This is a genomic window from Blautia sp. AF14-40 (assembly GCF_003479665.1).
GTDB lineage: Bacteria > Bacillota > Clostridia > Lachnospirales > Lachnospiraceae > Fusicatenibacter > Fusicatenibacter saccharivorans.
In genome coordinates, this window is record NZ_QUHK01000018.1 from 10844 (window position 1) to 31374 (window position 20531).

Annotated in this window: 19 protein-coding genes; all 19 read left to right on the forward strand. The window is 49.2% G+C overall.

Annotation, left to right across the window (positions count from 1 at the left end):
- Positions 1-315: 315 nt before the first annotated feature.
- On the forward strand, positions 316-756 hold the full coding sequence (locus DWW13_RS12595) for an RNA polymerase sigma factor (protein WP_074034173.1): 441 nt from the start codon (positions 316-318) through the stop codon (positions 754-756).
- Entirely contained in the window at positions 737-997 is a 261-nt protein-coding gene (locus tag DWW13_RS12600; protein WP_118720265.1) for a helix-turn-helix domain-containing protein, read from the forward strand. Before DWW13_RS12595 ends, DWW13_RS12600 begins: the two co-directional genes overlap by 20 nt.
- 419 nt (positions 998-1416) lie before the next feature.
- Positions 1417-1665 (forward strand): excisionase, encoded by a 249-nt coding sequence (locus tag DWW13_RS12605; protein ID WP_055168874.1) that lies wholly within the window; start codon positions 1417-1419, stop codon positions 1663-1665.
- A 105-nt stretch (positions 1666-1770) separates the two neighbouring features.
- A complete protein-coding gene (locus tag DWW13_RS12610) occupies positions 1771-2967 on the forward strand; it encodes a tyrosine-type recombinase/integrase (RefSeq protein WP_074034177.1) in 1197 nt (398 codons plus the stop codon).
- 75 nt (positions 2968-3042) lie between these two features.
- A complete protein-coding gene (ychF, locus tag DWW13_RS12615; protein ID WP_118720267.1) occupies positions 3043-4140 on the forward strand; it encodes a redox-regulated ATPase YchF in 1098 nt (365 codons plus the stop codon).
- Positions 4141-4168: 28 nt separating this feature from the next.
- Complete coding sequence (lgt, locus tag DWW13_RS12620; RefSeq protein WP_022461071.1) at positions 4169-5044, forward strand: prolipoprotein diacylglyceryl transferase; 876 nt, start codon at positions 4169-4171, stop codon at positions 5042-5044.
- A 323-nt stretch (positions 5045-5367) separates the two neighbouring features.
- Positions 5368-5799 carry a division/cell wall cluster transcriptional repressor MraZ gene (mraZ, locus tag DWW13_RS12625; protein WP_022461070.1) on the forward strand — a complete coding sequence of 144 codons (432 nt, stop codon included), beginning with the start codon at positions 5368-5370 and terminating at the stop codon, positions 5797-5799.
- Between the two features lie 29 nt (positions 5800-5828).
- A complete protein-coding gene (rsmH, locus tag DWW13_RS12630) occupies positions 5829-6767 on the forward strand; it encodes a 16S rRNA (cytosine(1402)-N(4))-methyltransferase RsmH (RefSeq protein WP_055265773.1) in 939 nt (312 codons plus the stop codon).
- Positions 6768-6796: 29 nt separating this feature from the next.
- On the forward strand, positions 6797-7306 hold the full coding sequence (locus tag DWW13_RS12635; protein ID WP_022461068.1) for a hypothetical protein: 510 nt from the start codon (positions 6797-6799) through the stop codon (positions 7304-7306).
- A gap of 74 nt (positions 7307-7380) precedes the next feature.
- Positions 7381-9447 (forward strand): peptidoglycan D,D-transpeptidase FtsI family protein, encoded by a 2067-nt coding sequence (locus DWW13_RS12640; protein WP_118720269.1) that lies wholly within the window; start codon positions 7381-7383, stop codon positions 9445-9447.
- A gap of 82 nt (positions 9448-9529) precedes the next feature.
- A complete protein-coding gene (locus DWW13_RS12645) occupies positions 9530-11254 on the forward strand; it encodes a peptidoglycan D,D-transpeptidase FtsI family protein (protein ID WP_117760485.1) in 1725 nt (574 codons plus the stop codon).
- Between the two features lie 249 nt (positions 11255-11503).
- The gene (mraY, locus tag DWW13_RS12650; RefSeq protein WP_055226954.1) at positions 11504-12460 is read left to right on the forward strand and encodes a phospho-N-acetylmuramoyl-pentapeptide-transferase; all 957 of its coding nucleotides are present in this window, start codon (positions 11504-11506) and stop codon (positions 12458-12460) included.
- A gap of 19 nt (positions 12461-12479) precedes the next feature.
- Positions 12480-13847 (forward strand): UDP-N-acetylmuramoyl-L-alanine--D-glutamate ligase, encoded by a 1368-nt coding sequence (murD, locus tag DWW13_RS12655; RefSeq protein WP_117814329.1) that lies wholly within the window; start codon positions 12480-12482, stop codon positions 13845-13847.
- Between the two features lie 64 nt (positions 13848-13911).
- A complete protein-coding gene (locus DWW13_RS12660; RefSeq protein WP_117509641.1) occupies positions 13912-14994 on the forward strand; it encodes an FtsW/RodA/SpoVE family cell cycle protein in 1083 nt (360 codons plus the stop codon).
- Between the two features lie 84 nt (positions 14995-15078).
- Positions 15079-16344, forward strand: a complete 1266-nt coding sequence (murA, locus tag DWW13_RS12665; protein ID WP_117814330.1) for a UDP-N-acetylglucosamine 1-carboxyvinyltransferase — start codon at positions 15079-15081, stop codon at positions 16342-16344.
- The gene (locus DWW13_RS12670; protein WP_117760483.1) at positions 16341-17288 is read left to right on the forward strand and encodes a cell division protein FtsQ/DivIB; all 948 of its coding nucleotides are present in this window, start codon (positions 16341-16343) and stop codon (positions 17286-17288) included. The genes murA and DWW13_RS12670 overlap by 4 nt, the downstream gene beginning before the upstream one ends.
- A gap of 185 nt (positions 17289-17473) precedes the next feature.
- The gene (gene ftsZ / locus DWW13_RS12675; RefSeq protein ID WP_118720289.1) at positions 17474-18649 is read left to right on the forward strand and encodes a cell division protein FtsZ; all 1176 of its coding nucleotides are present in this window, start codon (positions 17474-17476) and stop codon (positions 18647-18649) included.
- A 189-nt stretch (positions 18650-18838) separates the two neighbouring features.
- Positions 18839-19702: a sigma-E processing peptidase SpoIIGA gene (locus tag DWW13_RS12680; protein ID WP_055265761.1), complete on the forward strand. Its 864-nt coding sequence runs from the start codon at positions 18839-18841 to the stop codon at positions 19700-19702.
- Between the two features lie 42 nt (positions 19703-19744).
- On the forward strand, positions 19745-20443 hold the full coding sequence (gene sigE, locus DWW13_RS12685) for an RNA polymerase sporulation sigma factor SigE (protein ID WP_330377007.1): 699 nt from the start codon (positions 19745-19747) through the stop codon (positions 20441-20443).
- Positions 20444-20531: the final 88 nt, after the last annotated feature.

Consider the following 20531-nt stretch of genomic DNA (forward strand, 5'->3'; position numbering starts at 1 on the left):
CATGGCGGCTTTAGGAGGTAGCCGCCATGAGTTATAAACCACATCAACAAATTCTTACATTCTTTGATTTATCAAAAAAAGCCCGACCGCCACCGGGGATATTCCTACCCTTAGATATGAACTATTAAATCATCTAAATACTTTTTATTATTCCTATGCGCCTGTCTGCGCCTTTTTGCGGACGGGCGCATTTTGTATGTGTAAAAATTTTTTTGAAAAAATTTGCGAAAATATTTGGCATTTTTTCAAAGCTCCGTATTGCCCCGCGAAAAGGGGGAAGCACCACCAACTTTCAGCGAGAAAGGAGGTGAGAATGTGGAACCTAACAGCAGGGAATTTTATAAGCAATGCTCTTTTCAGAAGTATTGTAATACGGTACTGCACAATGAAGCGTGCGACGCTCATAGAGAGCTTCGTACTCATAAGGCAAAGGAAGTAACCTTTTCCGACCTGACTTTAGATGAAGCGCGGCAGCTTCATACCTTTGATGAATATTTCAAACGGGAAACTGCTGAAACTGTCTTTGAAAAAGCCGGAAAGAAAATCACGCCGAAGCTACTTCTTGAAGCAATTCGTACTTTGCCGGAAGAAAAGCGCAAAGCCATATTACTGTATTATTTCGAGGGAATGAGCGACACCGAGATTGCGGAGTTGCTCAATGCACCGAGAAGCACAATACAGTACAGGCGGACAAGCTCTTTTGAGCAGTTAAGAAAATACTTGGAGGAAAATGCTGATGAATGGGACGAATGGTAATCAATCCGGCTACCCGGAAAATGCCCTTATTCCTTATCCTGTCATTGTGGCAGCGACAAAGGGCGACCCAGACGCTATGAAAATGGTCTTGCAGCATTTCAGTGGTTACATAGCCCGTTTATCCATGCGAAAATTATATGACGAGCGTGGAAATGTTTATTTTGGTATAGACAACGATATTCGGGAACGACTGCAAGCCAAACTGATGATGGCTGTCCTCAATTTTAGAACAGAGAAATAACCGCAATCGACGGTGGAACGTCTTTATCCCCCCTTTTCCGTTCCGCTGCTAATGCGGCAACACAGCCATTTTGAACCTTGACAAAGAAAGCGGCGCAATAGAACGGCGACGCAGCATAAGGCAAATCAGATACATTCGATATATGGGGAGCCGTTGGGCTGATACGCCATGACCGAAAGGAGGGACAAAACGAGCGAGAATTATCAGTGTTCCAAAGCAGACTTAGCAACTCTGCCGCCACAATCCATATATCGGTATAATGATACTCCTTTACCGCCGTAGTCCGAGCGTTAGAAGCGTCGCAGGCAACGGGTAGAGCTGCATGAGAACCATGCGGAAGTGAAATTCTTGTGAGGTTTGCTAAGACCGTCTGACGAGCCTATTTTTGTTAAATTGAAAAAAGATAGGGGGAAATTCTAATGAATAAATCAAATAGCAGTGAAGAAAAAGAACTGCCTTTATATAAGGAAACAGAAGTAAGAGTACCTATCCATTTGAAAATAACATTAACAATAAGGGAAGCCGCTGAATATAGCAACATAGGTATCAATAAGATTGATTCTATGTTAAAACAGCCAAACTGCCCTTTTGTTTTATATGTTGGAACACGAAAGTTAGTGAAGCGTAAAGAATTTGAGGAATACATTCGCCGAGAATTGATTATATAGCCTTTAATAGCTGAAATATTTGTCTGTTAAGCTTGAAAAAACGGAGTCCTTGTGATATACTTTATATTTGCGTTGGACTCTTTTTTTACGTGAAAGGAGTCCGTCATGGGAAAAAATTTAAAAGGCAAAGAGTGTGGAAAAGGTATTTGTCAAAGAAAGGACGGTTTGTATTTCGCAAGATTTTATGCTAAAAATGGTACGCGTCAAAATGGATATTTCAAAACGCTGCCAGAAGCAAAAAAATGGCTTGCTGACGCAAAGTATGAAGATACACATAATCTAATCGTTACTGCGCCTGATATGACAGTAGACAAATGGTTCAATTATTGGATTGATAATATCATTTGTGACCTTGCGCCAAACACGATTAGAAATTATCGTGAGCGTTACGAAAGAAATATTCAACCATTGATAGGAACTATGTGTATAGCTGATGTAAAACCTATGCACTGTAAAGCTGTCTTAAATCGAATGGAAACAGAATATGCAGGCTCAACAATCCGGCAGACCTATATTTCAATGGGAACTATGTTCAAATCAGCAGTTATGAATGATATTATTGCAAAGCACCCTATGAATGGTGTTCGATATACGAAACCAGTCCGGGCAGTAGATGATATTAAATACTTAACCGTTGAGGAACAGGAAAAGTTTCTTGAAGTCGCAGAGCGTTCTCATAATTATAGACAATATGCTTTGTTATTAGAAACGGGGTTGAGAACGGCTGAATTGATTGGTCTGACATGGGACGCTATTGATTGGAAAAAACGTACTTTAACTGTAAATAAGAGTTTAGAGTATCGACACAGCCGGAGATATTGGCGTGCCGGTCCGCCTAAAACGAAAAAAAGTTATCGTACTATTCCGCTTACAGAACGCGCATATACAATCCTAAAAAGTTGTTATGATGAAAAAGATACCCGGAAAGAGTCTGAAATGCTTTCACAGATTTTGGAGTACACAGACAGCAGAACGGGAGAAAAGAAATGTCTTGTCATGCGGGATTTGGTATTTATCAACTGGCGAACAGGAGAACCTGCTAAAAACAGTTCCTACGATACACATTTATATAAATTGTGTGATGAAGCTGGTATTAAGCGTTTTTGTATGCACGCCTTACGACACACTTATGCTACACGCGCGATTGAACGCGGCGTACAGCCTAAAGTTTTACAGCAACTATTAGGACACGCAAGTATTAAAACAACAATGGACAGGTATGTTCATGTTACGGACGAGTCCCTTGCAAAAGCTGTTCAGCAATTTGAAGCAGCTACACCCACAGTTGAAAAAAGGGTGTAAAAAGGGTGTAATAAAAATATAGAGAAAGGCGAAAACCCGCATAAATAAAGGGTTTTCGGACAGGTAAAAGATAAAATGAAATTAGGTATCGTGGGCCTTCCGAACGTCGGAAAAAGTACACTTTTCAATTCCCTGACCAAAGCAGGAGCAGAGAGCGCAAACTATCCGTTCTGTACCATTGACCCGAATGTCGGCATCGTGCCGGTTCCGGACAAGCGTCTGCAGCAGCTCGGAGATTTCTATCAGTCCAAGAAAGTAACACCGGCTGTCATCGAGTTCGTTGACATCGCAGGTCTTGTAAAAGGTGCATCCAAAGGAGAGGGACTTGGAAACCAGTTCCTTGCCAATATCCGTGAGGTAGACGCTATCGTTCACGTTGTCAGATGCTTCGAGGATCCGAACGTTATCCACGTAGACGGCAGCATTGATCCGCTCCGTGATATCGAGACCATCGACCTTGAGCTGATCTTCGCCGACCTTGAGGTACTCGAGCGCCGTATTTCCAAAACTGCAAAATCTGCAAGAATGGACAAAGAGGCAGCAAAAGAGCTCGAATTCCAGGAGCGTCTGAAAAAACTGCTCGAGGACGGAAAAGATGCCATCCTGATGGAGCTGCAGAACGAGGACGAGGAGAAATGGATCGCAGAGTACAACCTGCTGACCAGTAAACCGGTCATCTACGCAGCAAACGTAGCAGAGGATGATCTCGCTGACGACGGTGCAAACAACTCCTATGTACAGTCCGTCCGCAAATATGCAAAAGAGCACAACAGCGAAGTATTCGTCATCTGCGCCGAGATCGAGGCAGAAATCTCCGAACTCGAAGAGGATGAGAAAAAAATGTTCCTCGAGGATCTTGGTCTTACCGAGTCCGGCCTGGAAAAACTGATCGCAGCAAGCTACCGTCTGCTCGGCCTCATGAGCTTCCTTACAGCAGGAGAGGATGAGACCCGTGCATGGACCATCAAAGTCGGAACAAAAGCACCGCAGGCAGCCGGAAAAATCCACACCGATTTCGAGCGCGGATTCATCAAAGCCGAGGTTGTCAATTATCAGGATCTGCTCGACTGCGGTTCCTACGCAGGAGCAAGAGAGAAAGGCCTTGTGCGTATGGAAGGAAAAGATTACATTGTCCGCGACGGCGATGTCATCCTGTTCCGTTTCAACGTTTGATAAGTAATAATAAGAGAGAATATAAGTTATGGATATGGAAATTAATTTTCCCAATCTCGGGATCTATCTCGACCATGTGGGAAAAAACATCAGTATTTTCGGATTTTCCATTGCCTATTACGGCATCGTGATCGTAACCGGTATGATGATTGCGATCTGGATTGCCCAAAGAGAGGCAAAGCGAACGGGGCAGAACCCGGAGCAGTACCTCGATCTTGCGATGATCGGCATCGCAGCCGGTATTCTCGGGGCACGGATTTACTACGTTATATTTGCCTGGGACTATTATAAGGATGATCTTTTGAGTATTTTCAACATCCGCCAGGGCGGACTTGCCATCTACGGCGGCATCATCGGTGCCTGCATTGCGGTGGTGATTTACAGCAGAAAGAAGAAACAGAACTTCAGCCTTCTGATGGATACCGCGAGCATGAGCATCGTGTTCGGTCAGATTATGGGACGGTGGGGAAACTTCTTTAACCGTGAGGCATTCGGTGACTACACTAACAACCTGTTTGCAATGCAGCTTCCGGTTTCCGCGGTCCGTGCCAATGAAATCACACAGAAAATGTGGGATCATGTGGTGACGGTAAACGGCGTCGAGTATATTCAGGTGCATCCCACCTTTTTATATGAAAGTTTATGGAATGTGGGTGTCTTGCTTTTTCTTTTCTGGTTTCGGAAAAGAAAAAAATTTAACGGCGAAGTGTTCCTGATGTATCTGATAGGATACGGCCTTGGAAGAATCTGGATCGAGGGACTCCGCACCGACCAGCTTCTGCTTCCGGTGGTGGGACTTCCGGTTTCCCAGCTCCTTTCGGGGTGCCTTGTGGTGGGATGTACCATCCTGGTGGTATGGAAACGAAAAAAATTATCATCCGGTGGGGAGACAGCCCATTCTTAAGGATAAAACCAGTGAAAAAAACAGAATAAAAATACAGAAAAGGGGAAAACCGGCAAAAAAGGTTTTCTCTTTTTTGATACAAAATTGGTATAAAAAAGGCGGAAAATGCGCATAAAAATGTTGCATTTTGGGGAAAATCTTAAAAATGAAATAGAAAAAAGACCTTGCTATTTTCCCTGAGTTGATATAGAATAAAAATATAAGTGGTAGAAAGTGGTGAAAAGTGGTGCGTTGTGGAGCGGATGTGGCAGTCTGGCTGCGGCGCGATACATGAAGTGGTGCGTGGGGAGACCGCCATTTCAGGTGATAAGAGGGTTTTCATTATGTTCATGGGAGAGTACAGTCATACGATTGACGCGAAGGGAAGATTGATCATACCGTCCAAGTTCAGAGAACAGCTGGGAGAAGAGTTTGTACTGACGAAGGGATTGGACGGATGCCTTTCCATTTACCCAAACGACGAATGGGCTGCCTTTGAAGAGAAGCTGAGAGCCTTACCACTTACAAACAAAAACGCCAGAACTTTTTCCCGTTTCTTTGTAGCAGGTGCTACGTCATGTGAACTGGACAAGCAGGGGAGGATTCTCGTACCGGCAACGCTGCGGGAATTTGCTGGTCTGGAAAAAGATGTAGTCCTTACCGGAAATATCAACCGGATTGAAATCTGGAGCAAGGAAAAATGGAACGAAAACAGCAATTATGATGATATGGATGCCATCGCCGAATCAATGGAAGAGATGGGCATTGTGATCTGATCTGTTTCGTTGGGATACAGGAGATGACCATGGAATTTTCGCATACATCAGTATTACTGAAGGAAACCATTGAAAACCTTAAGATAAAACCGGACGGAATCTACGTGGACGGGACGTTGGGAGGCGCTGGACATTCCAGTCATATATGTGAGCGCTTATCTGCCACGGGGAGATTAATAGGCATAGATCAGGACGAAGCTGCGATAGCTGCTGCGGGTAAACGCTTGGAACCATTTCAGAACCAGGTCACGATTATCCGCAGCAATTATTGCGATATGGTTCCGCGTCTTGCCGAAATCGGAGTCACCGGGGTAGACGGAATCCTGCTGGATCTTGGAGTTTCATCCTATCAGCTGGATAATGCAGAGCGTGGATTCACATACCGTGAGGATGTTCCGCTGGATATGCGGATGGATCAGAGAAATGCTCTTTCCGCGTACGAAGTCGTGAACGATTACAGTGAAGAGAATCTTTCGCGTATTCTCCATGAATATGGAGAAGAGCGTTTTGCAAGAAAAATTGCACACAATATATGCGTAAGCCGGCAGCAGGCGCCGATTCGAACAACTGGGGAGTTAATCGAAATCATCAAGCGCTCGATTCCGGCAAAAATAAGGGCGACGGGCGGCCATCCGGCCAAGAGAACCTTTCAGGCAATCCGTATCGAAGTGAACCAGGAACTTACCGTTCTGTCGGAGTCACTGGACGGCATGATTGATCTCTTAAATGACGGTGGAAGACTTTGTGTCATCACCTTTCATTCTCTGGAAGACCGTATCGTAAAAAACATTTTCAGAAAAAACGAGCATCCATGTACGTGTCCGCCGGAATTTCCGGTCTGTGTATGCGGAAAGAAGTCCAAGGGAACCGTAGTAACTCGGAAACCGATCTTGCCGGGAGAAGAGGAAATGGAAACAAATCCCCGTTCCAAGAGCGCAAAACTGCGCGTCTTTGAACGAAAGGTGTGACGGCTCGGCACGAAGGAGACAGAGAAGTTATGGCCAGACGGGCAGATGGAAGGGTAAATTCGACAGATAGAACGAAACGTTATACGCCAGATACGTTTGAGGACGGAAGTGCGGTACGGCGTCTTGCAGCACAGCCGCAGGAAGCACCAAAAGAAGCACGGCCTCTGAAATCGGGTGTGAGCAGCCAGACAAGAAGAAACCGGGCACGGGCGACACAGATCAGCGCGGGCTACGCTGTTTTTCTTGCCATTGTCTGCACACTGTGTATCGCGGCGTGTGTTGCGTATGTCAAGTTGCAGACCGTGGTTACCACGCAGGCGGAAGACATTACCAGCAAAGAAAAAGAATTGAGCGATCTGAAGGCGGACAATGACGCCTATTACAATACAACGGTTGCCTCCGAAGATCTTGAGGCAGTCAAAGAAGCAGCACAGAACCGGCTCGGCATGAAATATGCAGATGAGTCCCAGGTAATTTATTTCGATGATTCAGAAAACAGCTATGTGAGACAGTATCAGGATGTTCCGGATGCGAAATAGGTGAAAACGTGAGTAAACAGAAAAAAAATAAAAAACGAAGCGGGGCATTCCGGAGACGGAAGACAAGTGGGCGTATGAGCAGAAAACTGGTAGCACTCTTTTTGGGAGTGATGCTGGTTTTTGTTGCTTTAGCGATTGACATTACGTATGTGAATGCCACAAAGGGAGAAAAATACGAAAGACAGGTTTTAAGCCAGACGCAGCAGTCCTACGACAGCAGGACAATTCCATTCCAGCGGGGAAGTATCACCGACCGGAACGGAACGATTCTGGCAACGAGTGAGAAGGTTTACAACGTTATTCTCGACTGTAAACTTGCCAATACGACGGTAAAAGATGAAGAAAAGAACGATACCCATCCGTACGTCGATCCGACCGTAGCAGCACTGGTTGAATACTTCGGACTCGACGAGACGGATATCCGGGATCGTCTGACCGGCGAAACGACAAAAGAAAGCCAGTACCAGGTTCTCGCCAGAGAGGTCTCGATGGACGCGAAAAAAGCGTTTGAGGCCTATGTGGACGAGTACGCGGACAAAAAGAACAAGGAGCTCGATGAGAACGAGCAGGCGGAAAAAGCATACCGTGCCAACATCCGCGGCGTCTGGTTCGAGGAATCCTACCACAGAACGTATCCGTTAAATTCACTTGCCTGCGATCTGATCGGCTTTACGTATTCAGGAGACACGGCAGACTGGGGAATCGAAGGGTATTATTCCAGTATCTTAAATGGCGTGAATGGCCGCCAGTTCGGCTATTACAACGAAGATGCGGATATGGAACAGACGATCATCGAGGCGCAGCCGGGCAAAAACGTGGTTACGACGATTGATGTAAATATTCAGAAGATCATCCGCACGGCGATCGAGAATTACAATGAGCGGATTCATGTCCAGAACGGCGCGGACGAATCGGACACTGAGACGAACCGTCAGACAAAAGCGGCAAAGAATATCGGCGTTGTCGTGATGGATCCGAACAATGGAGAGATTCTTGGTATGGATTCTTCCGACTGGTATGACCTGAACAATCCAAGAGATCTGACACCGTTCTATTCGCAGGAAGAAATTGATGCGATGAACGATAACGAGACAATGGAGGCTTTGAGTGCCATCTGGAAAAACTACTGTATTTCCGATGCATATGAGCCAGGTTCCACGGCAAAACCGATGAACGTGGCGGCGGCATATTCCCTCGATGTAATCGATGATGATACCCTGTTTGACTGTGAGGGGTTTGAGACGATTGCAGGGCAGATGATCCGCTGCGGAGCTTATCCGGGAACACATGGCGTACAGACACCGGCCGATGTACTGAAAAACTCCTGCAACGCTGGTATGATGCAGATCGGACAGAAGATGGGAGCAGCGGAATTTCTCCGCTATCAGGATATTTTCGGTTTCGGCAGTCTGACAGGAATTGACCTGCCGGGTGAGGCGTACGGCCTGGTTCACACGGAGGATACTATGGGACCGACCGAGCTTGCAACGAGTACATTCGGACAGGGCTATACCGTGACGATGGTACAGCAGGCAGCTGCGTTTTCCTCTCTGATCAACGGAGGCAATTATTACCAGCCGCATGTGATGAAGACGATCACGGACAGCACAGGAGCCGTTGTTGAGAGCAATGAGCCGAATCTGGTGCGTCAGACAGTTTCCGCGGAAATCAGCGATAAAATGAGAAGTTTCCTCCAGGGAGTCGTGACCGATGGAAGCGGCCAGAGTGCAAAGGTTGCCGGTTACACGATGGGAGGAAAAACAGGTACTGCACAGAAGTATCCGCGAGGCAATGGAAAATATCTCGTTTCCTTTATCGGATTTGCACCGGTAGAAAACCCGAAAGCTGTTGTTTACGCGATTGTGGACGAGCCGGATGTAGAAAATCAGGCGAACAGTGTGCTGGCACAGGAGATCGTAAAAGAGATCTACACAGAACTGCTGCCGTATTTGAACGTATTCCCGGATGATACGGACGGTGTGACGGGCGAAGGCTCCGAGACCGGAACGGATGATCCAAACGTAGCGGCACCGGTACAGGAAGACGATACGGAAAACAGTGCTGAAAACAGTGCTGAAAACAGCAATATCGAGAACGGCGGTCTGACAAACGCCGAGCTGGATCTCATCAATGAAGAGTAAAAAAACATAAAAAACAAAAGACATAACCCCATAGCAGTTTCCATATAGTGTTATCATAATGGATTCGGCTATGGGGTATTCTATGCGTAAAAACAAAACGTATCACCGGAAAAAGACGGTTCTTCTGTGGGTACTCTGCATGGGAATGATGGTCGGACTTGCCGGGCGGCTGGTGTATCTGTGTGTGTTCCGGTCCGTCTATTATTCCGAGAAGGCGGATGATCTGCACGAGCGGGAGCGCGGGATCAAGGCGGCGCGCGGCCGGATTCTTGATGCAAACGGGGAAGTTCTCGCGGCAAACCGCACGGTCTGTACGATTTCCGTGATCCACAGCCAGATTGAGGAGCCGGAGGCGGTGATTGCGATGCTGGTAAAAGAGCTTGGAATTTCGGAGGAGACGGCGCGGAAACGCGTGGAGAAGCGGTCTTCAATCGAGCGTGTCAAGACGAATGTGGACAAGGAGACGGGTGATACCATCCGGTCGTACGGATACGCGGGGGTAAAAGTGGATGAGGATTTCAAGCGGTATTACCCCAAAGGGAAGCTGGCGTCGCGCGTTATCGGCTTCACCGGAGGCGATAATCAGGGCATCATCGGACTGGAGGTGGAATATGAGGAAATTTTAAAAGGAATCAACGGAAAAATCCTGACGACAACGGATGCGCGCGGGATTGAGCAGAACGGCATCGGGGAGAGCCGCCAGGAGCCGGTGGCGGGAAGGGACTTAAAGGTCAGCCTGGATGTCAATATCCAGGCGTACTGCCAGCAGGCAGCGGAAAAGGCGATGGCAGAAAAACAGGCGGACAGCGTCTCGATTCTTCTTATGAATCCGCAGAACGGAGAAATCTATGCCTGTGTCAATGTGCCGGAGTTCGACCTCAACGATCCGTTCACGCTGCAGCAGGATACAACGGGACTTTCGGAAAAAGAAATTCAGGATCTGCTGAACCAGATGTGGCGGAATGCCTGCATCAACGATACGTACGAGCCGGGATCTACCTTTAAGATCATCACGATGTCGGCGGGACTTTCGGAGGGCGTTGTGTCGCCGAACGATTCGTTTTTCTGTCCCGGCTACAAAATCGTGGAGGACCGCCGGATCCACTGCCACAAGCGGACGGGACACGGAGCCGAAAACTTCGTGCAGGGCGCGCAGAACTCGTGCAACCCGGTGTTCATTGAAGTGGGGCTGCGGCTCGGTGTGGAAAAGTTCTGTGATTACTTCCGGAATTTCGGTCTGATGGAAAAGACGGGGATCGATCTGCCGGGCGAGGCATCGACGATTATGCACAAGGAGGAAAACATCGGAGAGGTTGAGCTTGCGACGATGGCATTCGGCCAGTCCTTCCAGATCACGCCGATCCGCCTGGCGGCGACGGTCTCTGCGCTCGTCAACGGTGGAAAAATGGTGACGCCGCATGTCGCAACGGATGTGCTTGATGAAGAAGGAAATGTCGTAAAGCATCTGAAATTTCCGGAAAAAGAAGGGGTTCTTTCGGAAGAAACTTCCAGGACGGTGCGCGAAATTCTGGAAAGCGTCGTTTCAGAAGGGTCTGGAAAGAATGCGTACCTCGAGGGATATTCCATCGGCGGAAAGACGGCAACCTCGCAGACACTTCCGCGGAGCGCCAACCGCTATATTTCCTCATTCCTCGGCTTCACCCCGGCGGAGCATCCGACGGTGCTGGGGCTTTGCATTATCCGCAATCCGCAGGGCGTCTACTACGGCGGAACGATCTGCGCGCCGGTGATCCGCGATATCTTTTCCAATGTACTTCCGTATCTCGGTATTGGACACAATTCTTAGGAAACCTGAGAATTGTGTCCTTCGCAGCCCTCATTTAAAGTTTTGCTTCGCAAAAGGAGGGCTGCTCACACCTGAATCACTTTCTTACGCAGCGAAACAGCAAGTGTTTCACTGCTGAGCGAACCGTAACTTGGATTATAAAAGAAGGTTGCGAAACAGAACAAAAAGCTATATACTGAATAGGCTGGAGAAAATATTTTGACATGCCTGTTCCGTACACAATCCGTACAAAAAGGAAGAGGTGCGTCTATGAAAAGAGAAATGATCCTGCCGGTTCTTCTTTCCTTTGGCATCAGCCTGGCGCTGGGGCCGGTTCTGATCCCGTTTCTGCGAAAAGTCAAAGCGGGGCAGAAGGAGCGGGAAGAGGGTGTGCCGAGCCACCAGAAAAAAGCGGGAACCCCGACGATGGGCGGCGTGATGTTTCTGGCGGCGTTTACCGCAGTTTCCCTCCTTTTCCGGAAAGAGGGAGCGGAAGTGGTTCCGGTGCTGTTTCTGACGCTTGGTTTTGGCCTGATCGGCTTTCTCGATGACTATCTGAAAGTCGTGCTGCACCGCAGCGACGGGCTGTACCCGAAGCAGAAAATGGCACTGCAGGCAGTGATTACAGCAGTCTTTCTGTGGTATTTGGCGCGTTTTTCCGGAATTTCCCTTCGGATGCGCATTCCGTTCCTTCCAGGCAAAGAGCTGGACGCAGGGATTTTTACGATTCCGTTTCTCGCCTTTGTGATTCTTGGAACGGTCAACGGTGTCAACTTTACCGACGGCCTTGACGGGCTGGCGGCGAGTGTGACGATTTTAAATGCTGTTTTCTTTTCCGTGGCATCAATCGGCCTCGGAAACGGTGTTTCCCCGTCCCCGCTTGCGGTTATCGGGAGTCTGCTGGGGTTTCTGGTATTCAATGTATTTCCTGCCCGCGTCTTTATGGGCGATACCGGAAGTCTGGCACTCGGCGGTTTCGTCTCGGGAATGGCGTGTTTCTTACGTCTCCCCTTATTTCTGCCGCTTGTGGGATTCATTTATATGATGGAGATTCTCTCTGTGATCCTGCAGGTGTCATTCTTCAAACTGACGAAGGGAAAACGGATCTTCAAGATGACGCCGATCCATCACCATTTCGAGCTGATGGGCTGGTCGGAGACACAGATTGTGACGGTGTTTGCTACAATCACAGCGATATTATGCCTGATCGCATTGATGGGGCTTTAAAATATGGAGGTAATCAAACATGATTTTCGCAGGAAAAAAAGTACTGGTTTTCGGAACCGGAAAGAGTGGAATTGCAGCGGAGGAGCTGCTGCACAAGAAAGGTGCTTCTGTCGTTCTTTACGATGGAAATGACAAACTCGAAAAAGAAGAAATCTTAAAAAAATTAGAGAGCCGTGACAGCGTGGAAGTTGTCTTAGGCGAGCTCCCGGAGGAGATGCTCGACAGCCTTGATCTTGTCGTTTTAAGCCCGGGCGTTCCGACGGATCTGCCGATTGTCCTTAAAATGAAAGAAAAAGAGATCCCGGTCATCGGTGAAGTGGAGCTGGCGTATCAGGTAAGCCGCGGAAAAGTGCTTGCGATTACCGGTACCAACGGAAAGACTACCACAACATCACTGCTCGGCGAGATCATGAAAGCATATCAGCCGGAAGTAAAAGTGGTCGGAAACATCGGAACCCCGTACACATCCGCAGCACTCGACACGACAGATGATACCGTAACGGTTGCCGAGATCAGCAGCTTCCAGCTGGAAACCATCAAAGAGTTCCATCCGGCGGCAAGTGCGATCACAAACATTACCGAGGATCATCTGAACCGCCATCACACGATGGAAGAGTATATCCGCGTGAAAGAGTGTATCACCGAAAATCAGACGATGGATGATCTCTGTGTGCTGAATTATGAGGACGAAATCCTGCGCCCGTTCGGCGAAAAACTGATGACAGAGAAGAAAGTACAGGTGATGTACTTCTCGAGTCTGCGTGCGTTAAAGGACGGCATCTATTATCAGGACGGCGAAATCCGCATTGCAAAGAACGGCGAGACGGAGCTTCTGACCAGAACCGACGACTTAAAACTGCTCGGCCTACATAATTTTGAAAACGTCATGGTTGCTTCTGCGATGGCACTTCATGCAGGCGTGCCGATGGAAACTGTCCGCAAAGTCATTCAGGAGTTTGCAGGGGTAGAGCACCGCATCGAGTATGTCTGCGAGAAGGACGGCGTGGCATATTACAACGATTCCAAGGGAACGAATCCGGATGCGGCCATCAAAGGCATCCAGGCGATGAACCGCCCGACTCTGCTGATCGGCGGCGGCTACGACAAGCAGTCCACCTACGAAGAGTGGATTCAGGCATTCGATGGAAAGGTACGCTTCCTGGTTTTGATCGGAGATACGAAAGAGAAGATCGCAAAAGCGGCAAGAAGCGTCGGATTCAACGACATTATCATGGCAGACAACTTAAAAGAAGCCGTACAGATCTGCCACGACAAGGCAAATGCAGGGGATGCGGTTCTTCTTTCCCCGGCCTGCGCAAGCTGGGATCAGTTTAAGAGCTACGAGCAGCGCGGTGAGCTGTTTAAGGAGTACGTAAGAGCACTGTAAAAACGTCATATCAGGAAACTATCCCGCATAAGCTGAAAAAGAGCGAACGGCGGGTGTGGCGCGGATGCGGAAGGAAAAAGAGAAAAAAATAGATGGGACGCTGCTGGTGACGGTATGGATTCTGCTTGGCCTTGGCCTTGTGATTCTGTACAGCGCCAGCGCGTATAACGGCCGGGTCAGATTCCATGACCCGGCTTATTATTTCAAGAAGCAGCTCTTTGCAAGTGCGCTCGGTGTGATCGGTATGTATGCGGTTGCAAAAATAGATTACCGGCGGCTGTTTGCACTGGCACCGTGGTTTTATGCGGCTTCCCTTGCGCTCTCGACGGCGGTGCTCTTTTTCGGAAGTGAGTACAACGGCTCGAAGCGGTGGTTAAAGCTTGGCCCCTTATCGTTCCAGCCCTCGGAATTTGCCAAGATGGCGGTGATTCTCTTCCTGCCCTGGGTGATGGAGCACACGAAAGGCCGGTCCGACAGTCTCTGGTTTATGACAAAGGCGGTGCTGTGCACCCTGCCGATTGCAGCGCTTGTCGGAAGCAATAACTTAAGTACGGCGATTATTTTGCTCGGAATCTGTGCGTTTCTGATCTTTATTTCACATCCGGGCTACCTGCCGTTTCTCGGAATCGGAGGCGCCGGCATCGGGTTTATTGCCGTTTTTCTGATGATGGAAAGCTACCGCCTCGAACGCCTTGCCATCTGGCGCAACCCGGAGGCGTACGAGAAGGGGTTCCAGACCATTCAGGGACTCTATGCGATCGGCAGCGGGAGAATCTTTGGCTGTGGGCTTGGAAAAGGCCTGCAGAAGCTTGGCTTTGTGCCGGAAGCGCAGAATGATATGATCTTTTCGATTATCTGTGAGGAGGGCGGACTGTTCGGCGCCTGCCTGGTGATCGCCGTGTTTGCGGTGCTGATCTGGCGCTTGATGGTCATTTCGATCCATGCGCGGGATCTTGGCGGAGCACTGATTGCGGGCGGAATTATGGGGCATATTGCGCTTCAGGTGATCCTGAACATCGCGGTTGTGACAAATACGATTCCGAATACCGGCATTACGCTGCCTTTTATCAGTTACGGCGGCACCTCCGTGCTGTTTCTGCTCGGCGAGATGGGGCTTGCCCTGTCGGTCTCGAGGGACACCGATTAAAAAGGCGGAAAAGCGCTGCAGAACGGGAACAAAACGGGAGTGTAATGCATACCGTAAAAAGAGAGGCCGGATGGGAGAGAACAGGTGGGAGTATATCAGATTCTCGGCGGAAGGCGGCTTTGCGGAACGGTAACAGTCCAGGGTTCCAAAAATGCCGTTCTTCCCATGATCGCGGCGGCGGTTCTGACAAAAGAGGAGGTCGTGCTGGAAGGCTGCCCGAAGATTTCCGATGTGGAGGATATGGCGGAGATTGTAAGAAGCCTTGGCGGAACAGTCTGGTGGGAGAGGAATGCGCTCCACATGAACTGTGAAAAGATCGAAAAAAGCCGTGTGGAGGGAGCGCTTTCGAAGAGACTGCGCGCCTCTCTTTTGTTTCTGGGAAGTCTTCTTGCAAGGACAGGGGAGGCATACCTTGCAGGGGCCGGCGGCTGCCGGATCGGAAAGCGGCCGACGGACCTGCATCAGAGGGCAATGGAGCTTCTGGGAGCCGAGGTCTTCGAGGAGGACGGCACCATTCGGGCAAAGGCAGATCATCCGAAAGGAGCCGTGCTCTGCTTTCCGAAAAAGAGTGTCGGGGCGACGGAAAATGCGGTTCTTTTTGCTGTCGGAGCGGAAGGTGCAACAAGGCTGGAGCACTGTGCGCGGGAGCCGGAAGTGGTTCATCTCTGCCGGTTTCTTAAGGCCATGGGAGCGGAGATTACCGGCGAGGGGACGGAGCAGATTACCGTTTACGGAAGGCAGGGAAAGAGACTGCTGTCCGGCTGCCGGTATCGTGTTCCGGGTGACCGGATCGCGGCAGGGACGTATCTTCTGATGGGCGCGGCGACGCGGGGGCACCTGACGCTTTCCGGCGCGCCGCTGGACGAAATGGGGGCGGTTCTGTCCCTCTATCAGAAAATAGGTGGACAATATACAAGGAAGAGTGGTACACTGGTAGCAGACAGCAAAAACGTGCAGCATGCTGTTCCGTACGTGGAGACAGAGGAATATCCCGGTTTTCCGACGGATCTGCAGTCGCTGTATCTGGCGGCAGCGATGACGCTGGAAGGAAAGAGCTGTATCTGTGAAAATGTATTTGAGGACCGCCTCCGGACGGCAGAGGAGCTGCAGAAAATGGGCGGTACGCTGCAGATCTGCGGAAAATGGCTGACGGCCGAAAAAAGCCGTCTGCACGGTGCAGAAGTTGTTTCCCAGGATCTTCGGGGCGGCGCGGCACTCGTATCGGCGGCGCTTGCCGCAGAAGGATTTTCCACAATCCGGCAGACAGAACTGATTGAGCGGGGGTATGAACGGTTTCCAGAAACGCTCCGGGAACTCGGAGCCAAGATTATCGTAGAAAAAGAAATATGAGACAGAAAAAAAACAGAAAAAAGAAGAAAAACAGAAAAATACGGATTCTGACCGGGGTGGTGCTTGGCGTCGGCCTTGCAGGTGCCTTGTTTTTTAATGTGTTCAAAATCCGCAATATCCAGGTGGCGGGGAACACCCGGTATACAAAAGATGAAATCAAAGAGATGGTCGCGGACGACAAGTGGATGAAAAACACGGTGCTTCTTACGACGTTTCATTCGAAGGTTGATATGAGCGATATTCCTTTTATGAACTCCGTGGAGTTTACGTTTGTAAGCTATGACACCATCTGCATCCAGGTAAATGAGAAAAAAGTGGTCGGTTATGTCGAGTACGAAGGCCAGAAGGTCTATTTTGACAAGAACGGCATCGTGCTGGAGTGCGTGGACGAGGAGCAGGAAACACCTGCGGAGGGTGAGCCTTCCGACGGAACCGCCTCCGATGGAACGAGTGCGGATGGATCTCTTACGAGTGAGTCGCTTGCATCCGAAAGCGTATCATCCGATGGCACAGCATCCGAAAGCAGTACGTCCGACGGTGCGCTCTCGGCGGATACGATTAAAAGTGCACGTGTGACAACGACAGACTTTCAGCCGACCCTTTCCGATGTTCCGCTTGTAACAGGACTTACGTTTGACTATGTGACCGTGAACAAGCAGCTCCCGGTTGAAAAACCGGCAGTTTTCCGCACCATGCTCGCACTTACGAGAATGACGGAGAAATACAATATCACGCCGGACAGTGTGGAATTTAATGAGAACAGCGAAATTATTCTGCATTACTATGATACCGTGCGGATTCTGCTTGGAACCGATACGGCGTTAGAAGAAAAGATGACGCGCGTAGCAGCAATCCTGCCGAGCCTTTCCGGTCTTTCCGGAGAACTCCATATGGAGGATTACAAGGACGGCGACAGCAGCTTTGTCTTCTCGAAAGATGTATAAGAGGAAAGGAAAGCCGTCAAAAAAACGCAATAATCCTGAATTTTTTATGAAATACGAAAAAAACAGTTGATTATTTTCCGAAGAAATTATATTATATCTTTATGTATGACCATCAGAATATCAGACTATTTTGAGATAGACAGCAGTTCATAATCAAAAGGAGGAAGTTGAAATTGTTAGAGATCATGACAAATGAGGCAGAATCATCTGCAAAGATTATCGTAATCGGTGTAGGTGGTGCAGGAAATAATGCTGTAAATAGAATGGTGGAGGAATCCATCGGCGGCGTTGAATTCGTTGGAATCAACACCGATAAACAGGCGCTGACCCTCTGTAAGGCACCTACCATTCTCCAGATCGGCGAGAAGCTGACCAAGGGACTGGGCGCAGGAGCAAAACCTGAGGTTGGAGAGAAAGCAGCCGAGGAGAGCATCGAAGAGCTCAAACAGATCATGGAAGGCGCTGATATGGTATTCGTCACCTGCGGTATGGGCGGCGGAACCGGAACAGGTGCAGCACCGGTTGTAGCAGGCGTTGCAAAAGAAATGGGCATTCTGACTGTCGGCGTTGTAACAAAACCGTTCAAATTCGAGGCAAGAACCCGTATGAGCAATGCGCTGATGGGAATCGAAAAACTCGAGGAAAACGTAGATACCCTGATCGTGATCCCGAACGACAAACTTCTTGAAATCGTAGACCGCCGGACAACCATGCCGGAGGCATTAAAGAAAGCAGACGAGGTTCTGCAGCAGGCCGTACAGGGCATCACAGACCTGATTAACCTGCCGGCACTCATCAACCTCGACTTCGCAGATGTTCAGACCGTTATGACCGACAAGGGTATCGCCCACATCGGTATCGGCGAGGCAAAGGGCGACGACAAAGCGCTCGAGGCTGTACAGCAGGCTGTTTCCAGTCCGCTGCTTGAGACCACCATCGAGGGTGCAAGCCACGTTATCATCAACATTTCCGGAGATATCTCCCTTATGGATGCAAACGATGCTGCAAGTTACGTACAGAATCTGGCTGGAGAGGATGCAAACATCATCTTCGGTGCTATGTATGATGATTCTGTTACCGATACAGCGAAGATCACCGTTATCGCAACAGGTCTCAACGATGCAACGGCGAAACAGGCAAGCGTATCCCGCAAAGAGCCTGCAGATGCAAGAAAGAGCGCATTTTCCAGCAGCAGCTTCTCTGCACAGGCAGCCGCTCCGGTACACACTGCTCCGAAAGCTTCCGCTCCGGTACAGCCACAGGTTCAGGTGCAGCCGCAGGTACAGGCTCAGCAGACCATGACAAGCAATGTTCCGAAAAAGGACATCCAGATCCCGGATTTCTTAAGAAACCGCAGATAAGCAAAGAATAATAAGCAAATAACGAATTTGCATCGACACGCCGCAGACCGAAAATGTTGCGGCGTGTCGAAGTTTGTTGATCAAAAAAGAAGGTCATTCTTCCGAAAACGACAAAAAATTCACCCCCTTCCGTCTATAATAGGGTCTGTTAGAAATTCAGACCATGCAAAAGGCGCAGGGGGTGTTTTTTTGCACTATGAGATCTTTCTGGATCTTCTCTTTGCAGAGAATCTTCTGCTGAATTATACTATTCTGCGTCTTTCCTCCTTTCTTCTGAAACGATCTGCCACGCGAAGAAGGAGTTTTGCGGCAGCCGCGCTCGGCGCCGGTTATGCGGTGCTGTATGCCGTGTTTGCACGGTATCTGCCGGGTGCGCTGCTCGCCCTGGTCGGAATCGGAATTACAACAGGGATGGTGAAATCTGGCTGCAGAATCACGACAGTACGGGATCTTGTGGTGGGAATGGCAGGCTATATACTGTCCGGTTTTCTGATCGGCAGTGCATACCGCCTGTTCCGGGAGCTGATGCCGGGAAGGGGAATTTTTCTTTTTCTTCTTTCCGGGAGTGCCGCATATGCGGGAACACTCCTCCTGCTGAAGATCCGAAAGGAGATACTCCTGGAACATGCCAGGCAGGTTACGGTACAGCTTGTGCAGAATGGGAAATGGAAAAAAGTAAAAGGACTGTACGACACGGGCAATACTTTGCGGGATGCCACAACCAAAAAGCCGGTCTCGGTCGTACCGTACACTGTGATACTCGAATTGTTCCCGGACGAAATGCGGACAGGGATTGCGGCGCTTGCAAGGCACGAGACGGTGCCGGAGCCGGAACGGCTTCTTGCGCTGCAGCCCCGTTACATACCGTTTCGCGGACTGGAAGGCCGGGGCTTTCTGCCGGTGATCCGGATCTCGGAAATGATTCTTGTGACAGAACATACAGCCAGGCACATAAGCGGACCGCTGATTGCGCTTGGCGGAGAAAATAGTTCATCTCCCAGGGGCTATGAAATAATTTTGCATCCAGATCTCATGGAAGGACAGGAGGAATGAAGTATGCTGCAGGCTGCACTGCCAAACGGATTCCGGCTTCGTATGCTGCCGCGGTCCGTGCCGGCTGTATTTCGTCAGACAGGGGAAATTTTTTATATCGGGGGCACAGATGTTCTCCCGGCGCCTTTGGAAGGACAGGAGGAGGCCGATGCGATTGCGGGGCTTTCCGATCCGGAAAACGAGACGGCAAGGAGCGAGCTGATCGAACACAACCTGCGTCTCGTCGTCTACATTGCACAGAAATTTGATAATACAGGAGTTGGTGTGGAGGATCTGATTTCGATTGGAACCATCGGCCTCATCAAGGCAATTAACACGTTCAATCCGGAAAAAAAGATCAAGCTTGCCACGTACGCGTCCCGGTGCATTGAGAACGAGATTCTGATGTATCTGCGGAGAAATAACAAGACACGGATGGAGGTCTCGATCGATGAGCCGCTCAATGTAGACTGGGATGGAAATGAGCTTCTTTTGTCGGATATCCTCGGAACGGAGGAGGATGTGATCTATCAGGGGCTCGAGCAGGAGGCGGAACATCGCGTGCTGGGAAGCGCAATCAGCAAGCTCTCTGAGCGGGAGCAGGTGATCGTGAAACTCCGGTTTGGCATCAATATGCCAGAGGGGCGGGAGAAAACGCAGAAAGAAGTCGCGGATCTTCTTGGAATTTCACAGTCGTATATTTCGCGGCTGGAAAAACGGATTATGAAACGGCTGCGGAAAGAGATTGCGCGGTATGAATAAAGAATAGAAAAATTTCCTTTCTCAGGGCGTGTTTAAAAAAATTTTTCAAACACGCCCTAAGCAATTGCTTGTCTTTTTCTGATAAGAA

Coding starts and splice junctions, on each gene's coding strand:
- DWW13_RS12600 (WP_118720265.1), top strand. CDS start 737: ATGAATGGGACGAATGGTAATCAATCCGGCTACCCGGAAAATGCCCTT.
- DWW13_RS12605 (WP_055168874.1), top strand. CDS start 1,417: ATGAATAAATCAAATAGCAGTGAAGAAAAAGAACTGCCTTTATATAAG.
- DWW13_RS12610 (WP_074034177.1), top strand. CDS start 1,771: ATGGGAAAAAATTTAAAAGGCAAAGAGTGTGGAAAAGGTATTTGTCAA.
- ychF (WP_118720267.1), top strand. CDS start 3,043: ATGAAATTAGGTATCGTGGGCCTTCCGAACGTCGGAAAAAGTACACTT.
- lgt (WP_022461071.1), top strand. CDS start 4,169: ATGGATATGGAAATTAATTTTCCCAATCTCGGGATCTATCTCGACCAT.
- mraZ (WP_022461070.1), top strand. CDS start 5,368: ATGTTCATGGGAGAGTACAGTCATACGATTGACGCGAAGGGAAGATTG.
- rsmH (WP_055265773.1), top strand. CDS start 5,829: ATGGAATTTTCGCATACATCAGTATTACTGAAGGAAACCATTGAAAAC.
- DWW13_RS12635 (WP_022461068.1), top strand. CDS start 6,797: ATGGCCAGACGGGCAGATGGAAGGGTAAATTCGACAGATAGAACGAAA.
- DWW13_RS12640 (WP_118720269.1), top strand. CDS start 7,381: ATGAGCAGAAAACTGGTAGCACTCTTTTTGGGAGTGATGCTGGTTTTT.
- DWW13_RS12645 (WP_117760485.1), top strand. CDS start 9,530: ATGCGTAAAAACAAAACGTATCACCGGAAAAAGACGGTTCTTCTGTGG.
- mraY (WP_055226954.1), top strand. CDS start 11,504: ATGAAAAGAGAAATGATCCTGCCGGTTCTTCTTTCCTTTGGCATCAGC.
- murD (WP_117814329.1), top strand. CDS start 12,480: ATGATTTTCGCAGGAAAAAAAGTACTGGTTTTCGGAACCGGAAAGAGT.
- DWW13_RS12660 (WP_117509641.1), top strand. CDS start 13,912: ATGCGGAAGGAAAAAGAGAAAAAAATAGATGGGACGCTGCTGGTGACG.
- DWW13_RS12670 (WP_117760483.1), top strand. CDS start 16,341: ATGAGACAGAAAAAAAACAGAAAAAAGAAGAAAAACAGAAAAATACGG.
- ftsZ (WP_118720289.1), top strand. CDS start 17,474: ATGACAAATGAGGCAGAATCATCTGCAAAGATTATCGTAATCGGTGTA.
- sigE (WP_330377007.1), top strand. CDS start 19,745: ATGCTGCCGCGGTCCGTGCCGGCTGTATTTCGTCAGACAGGGGAAATT.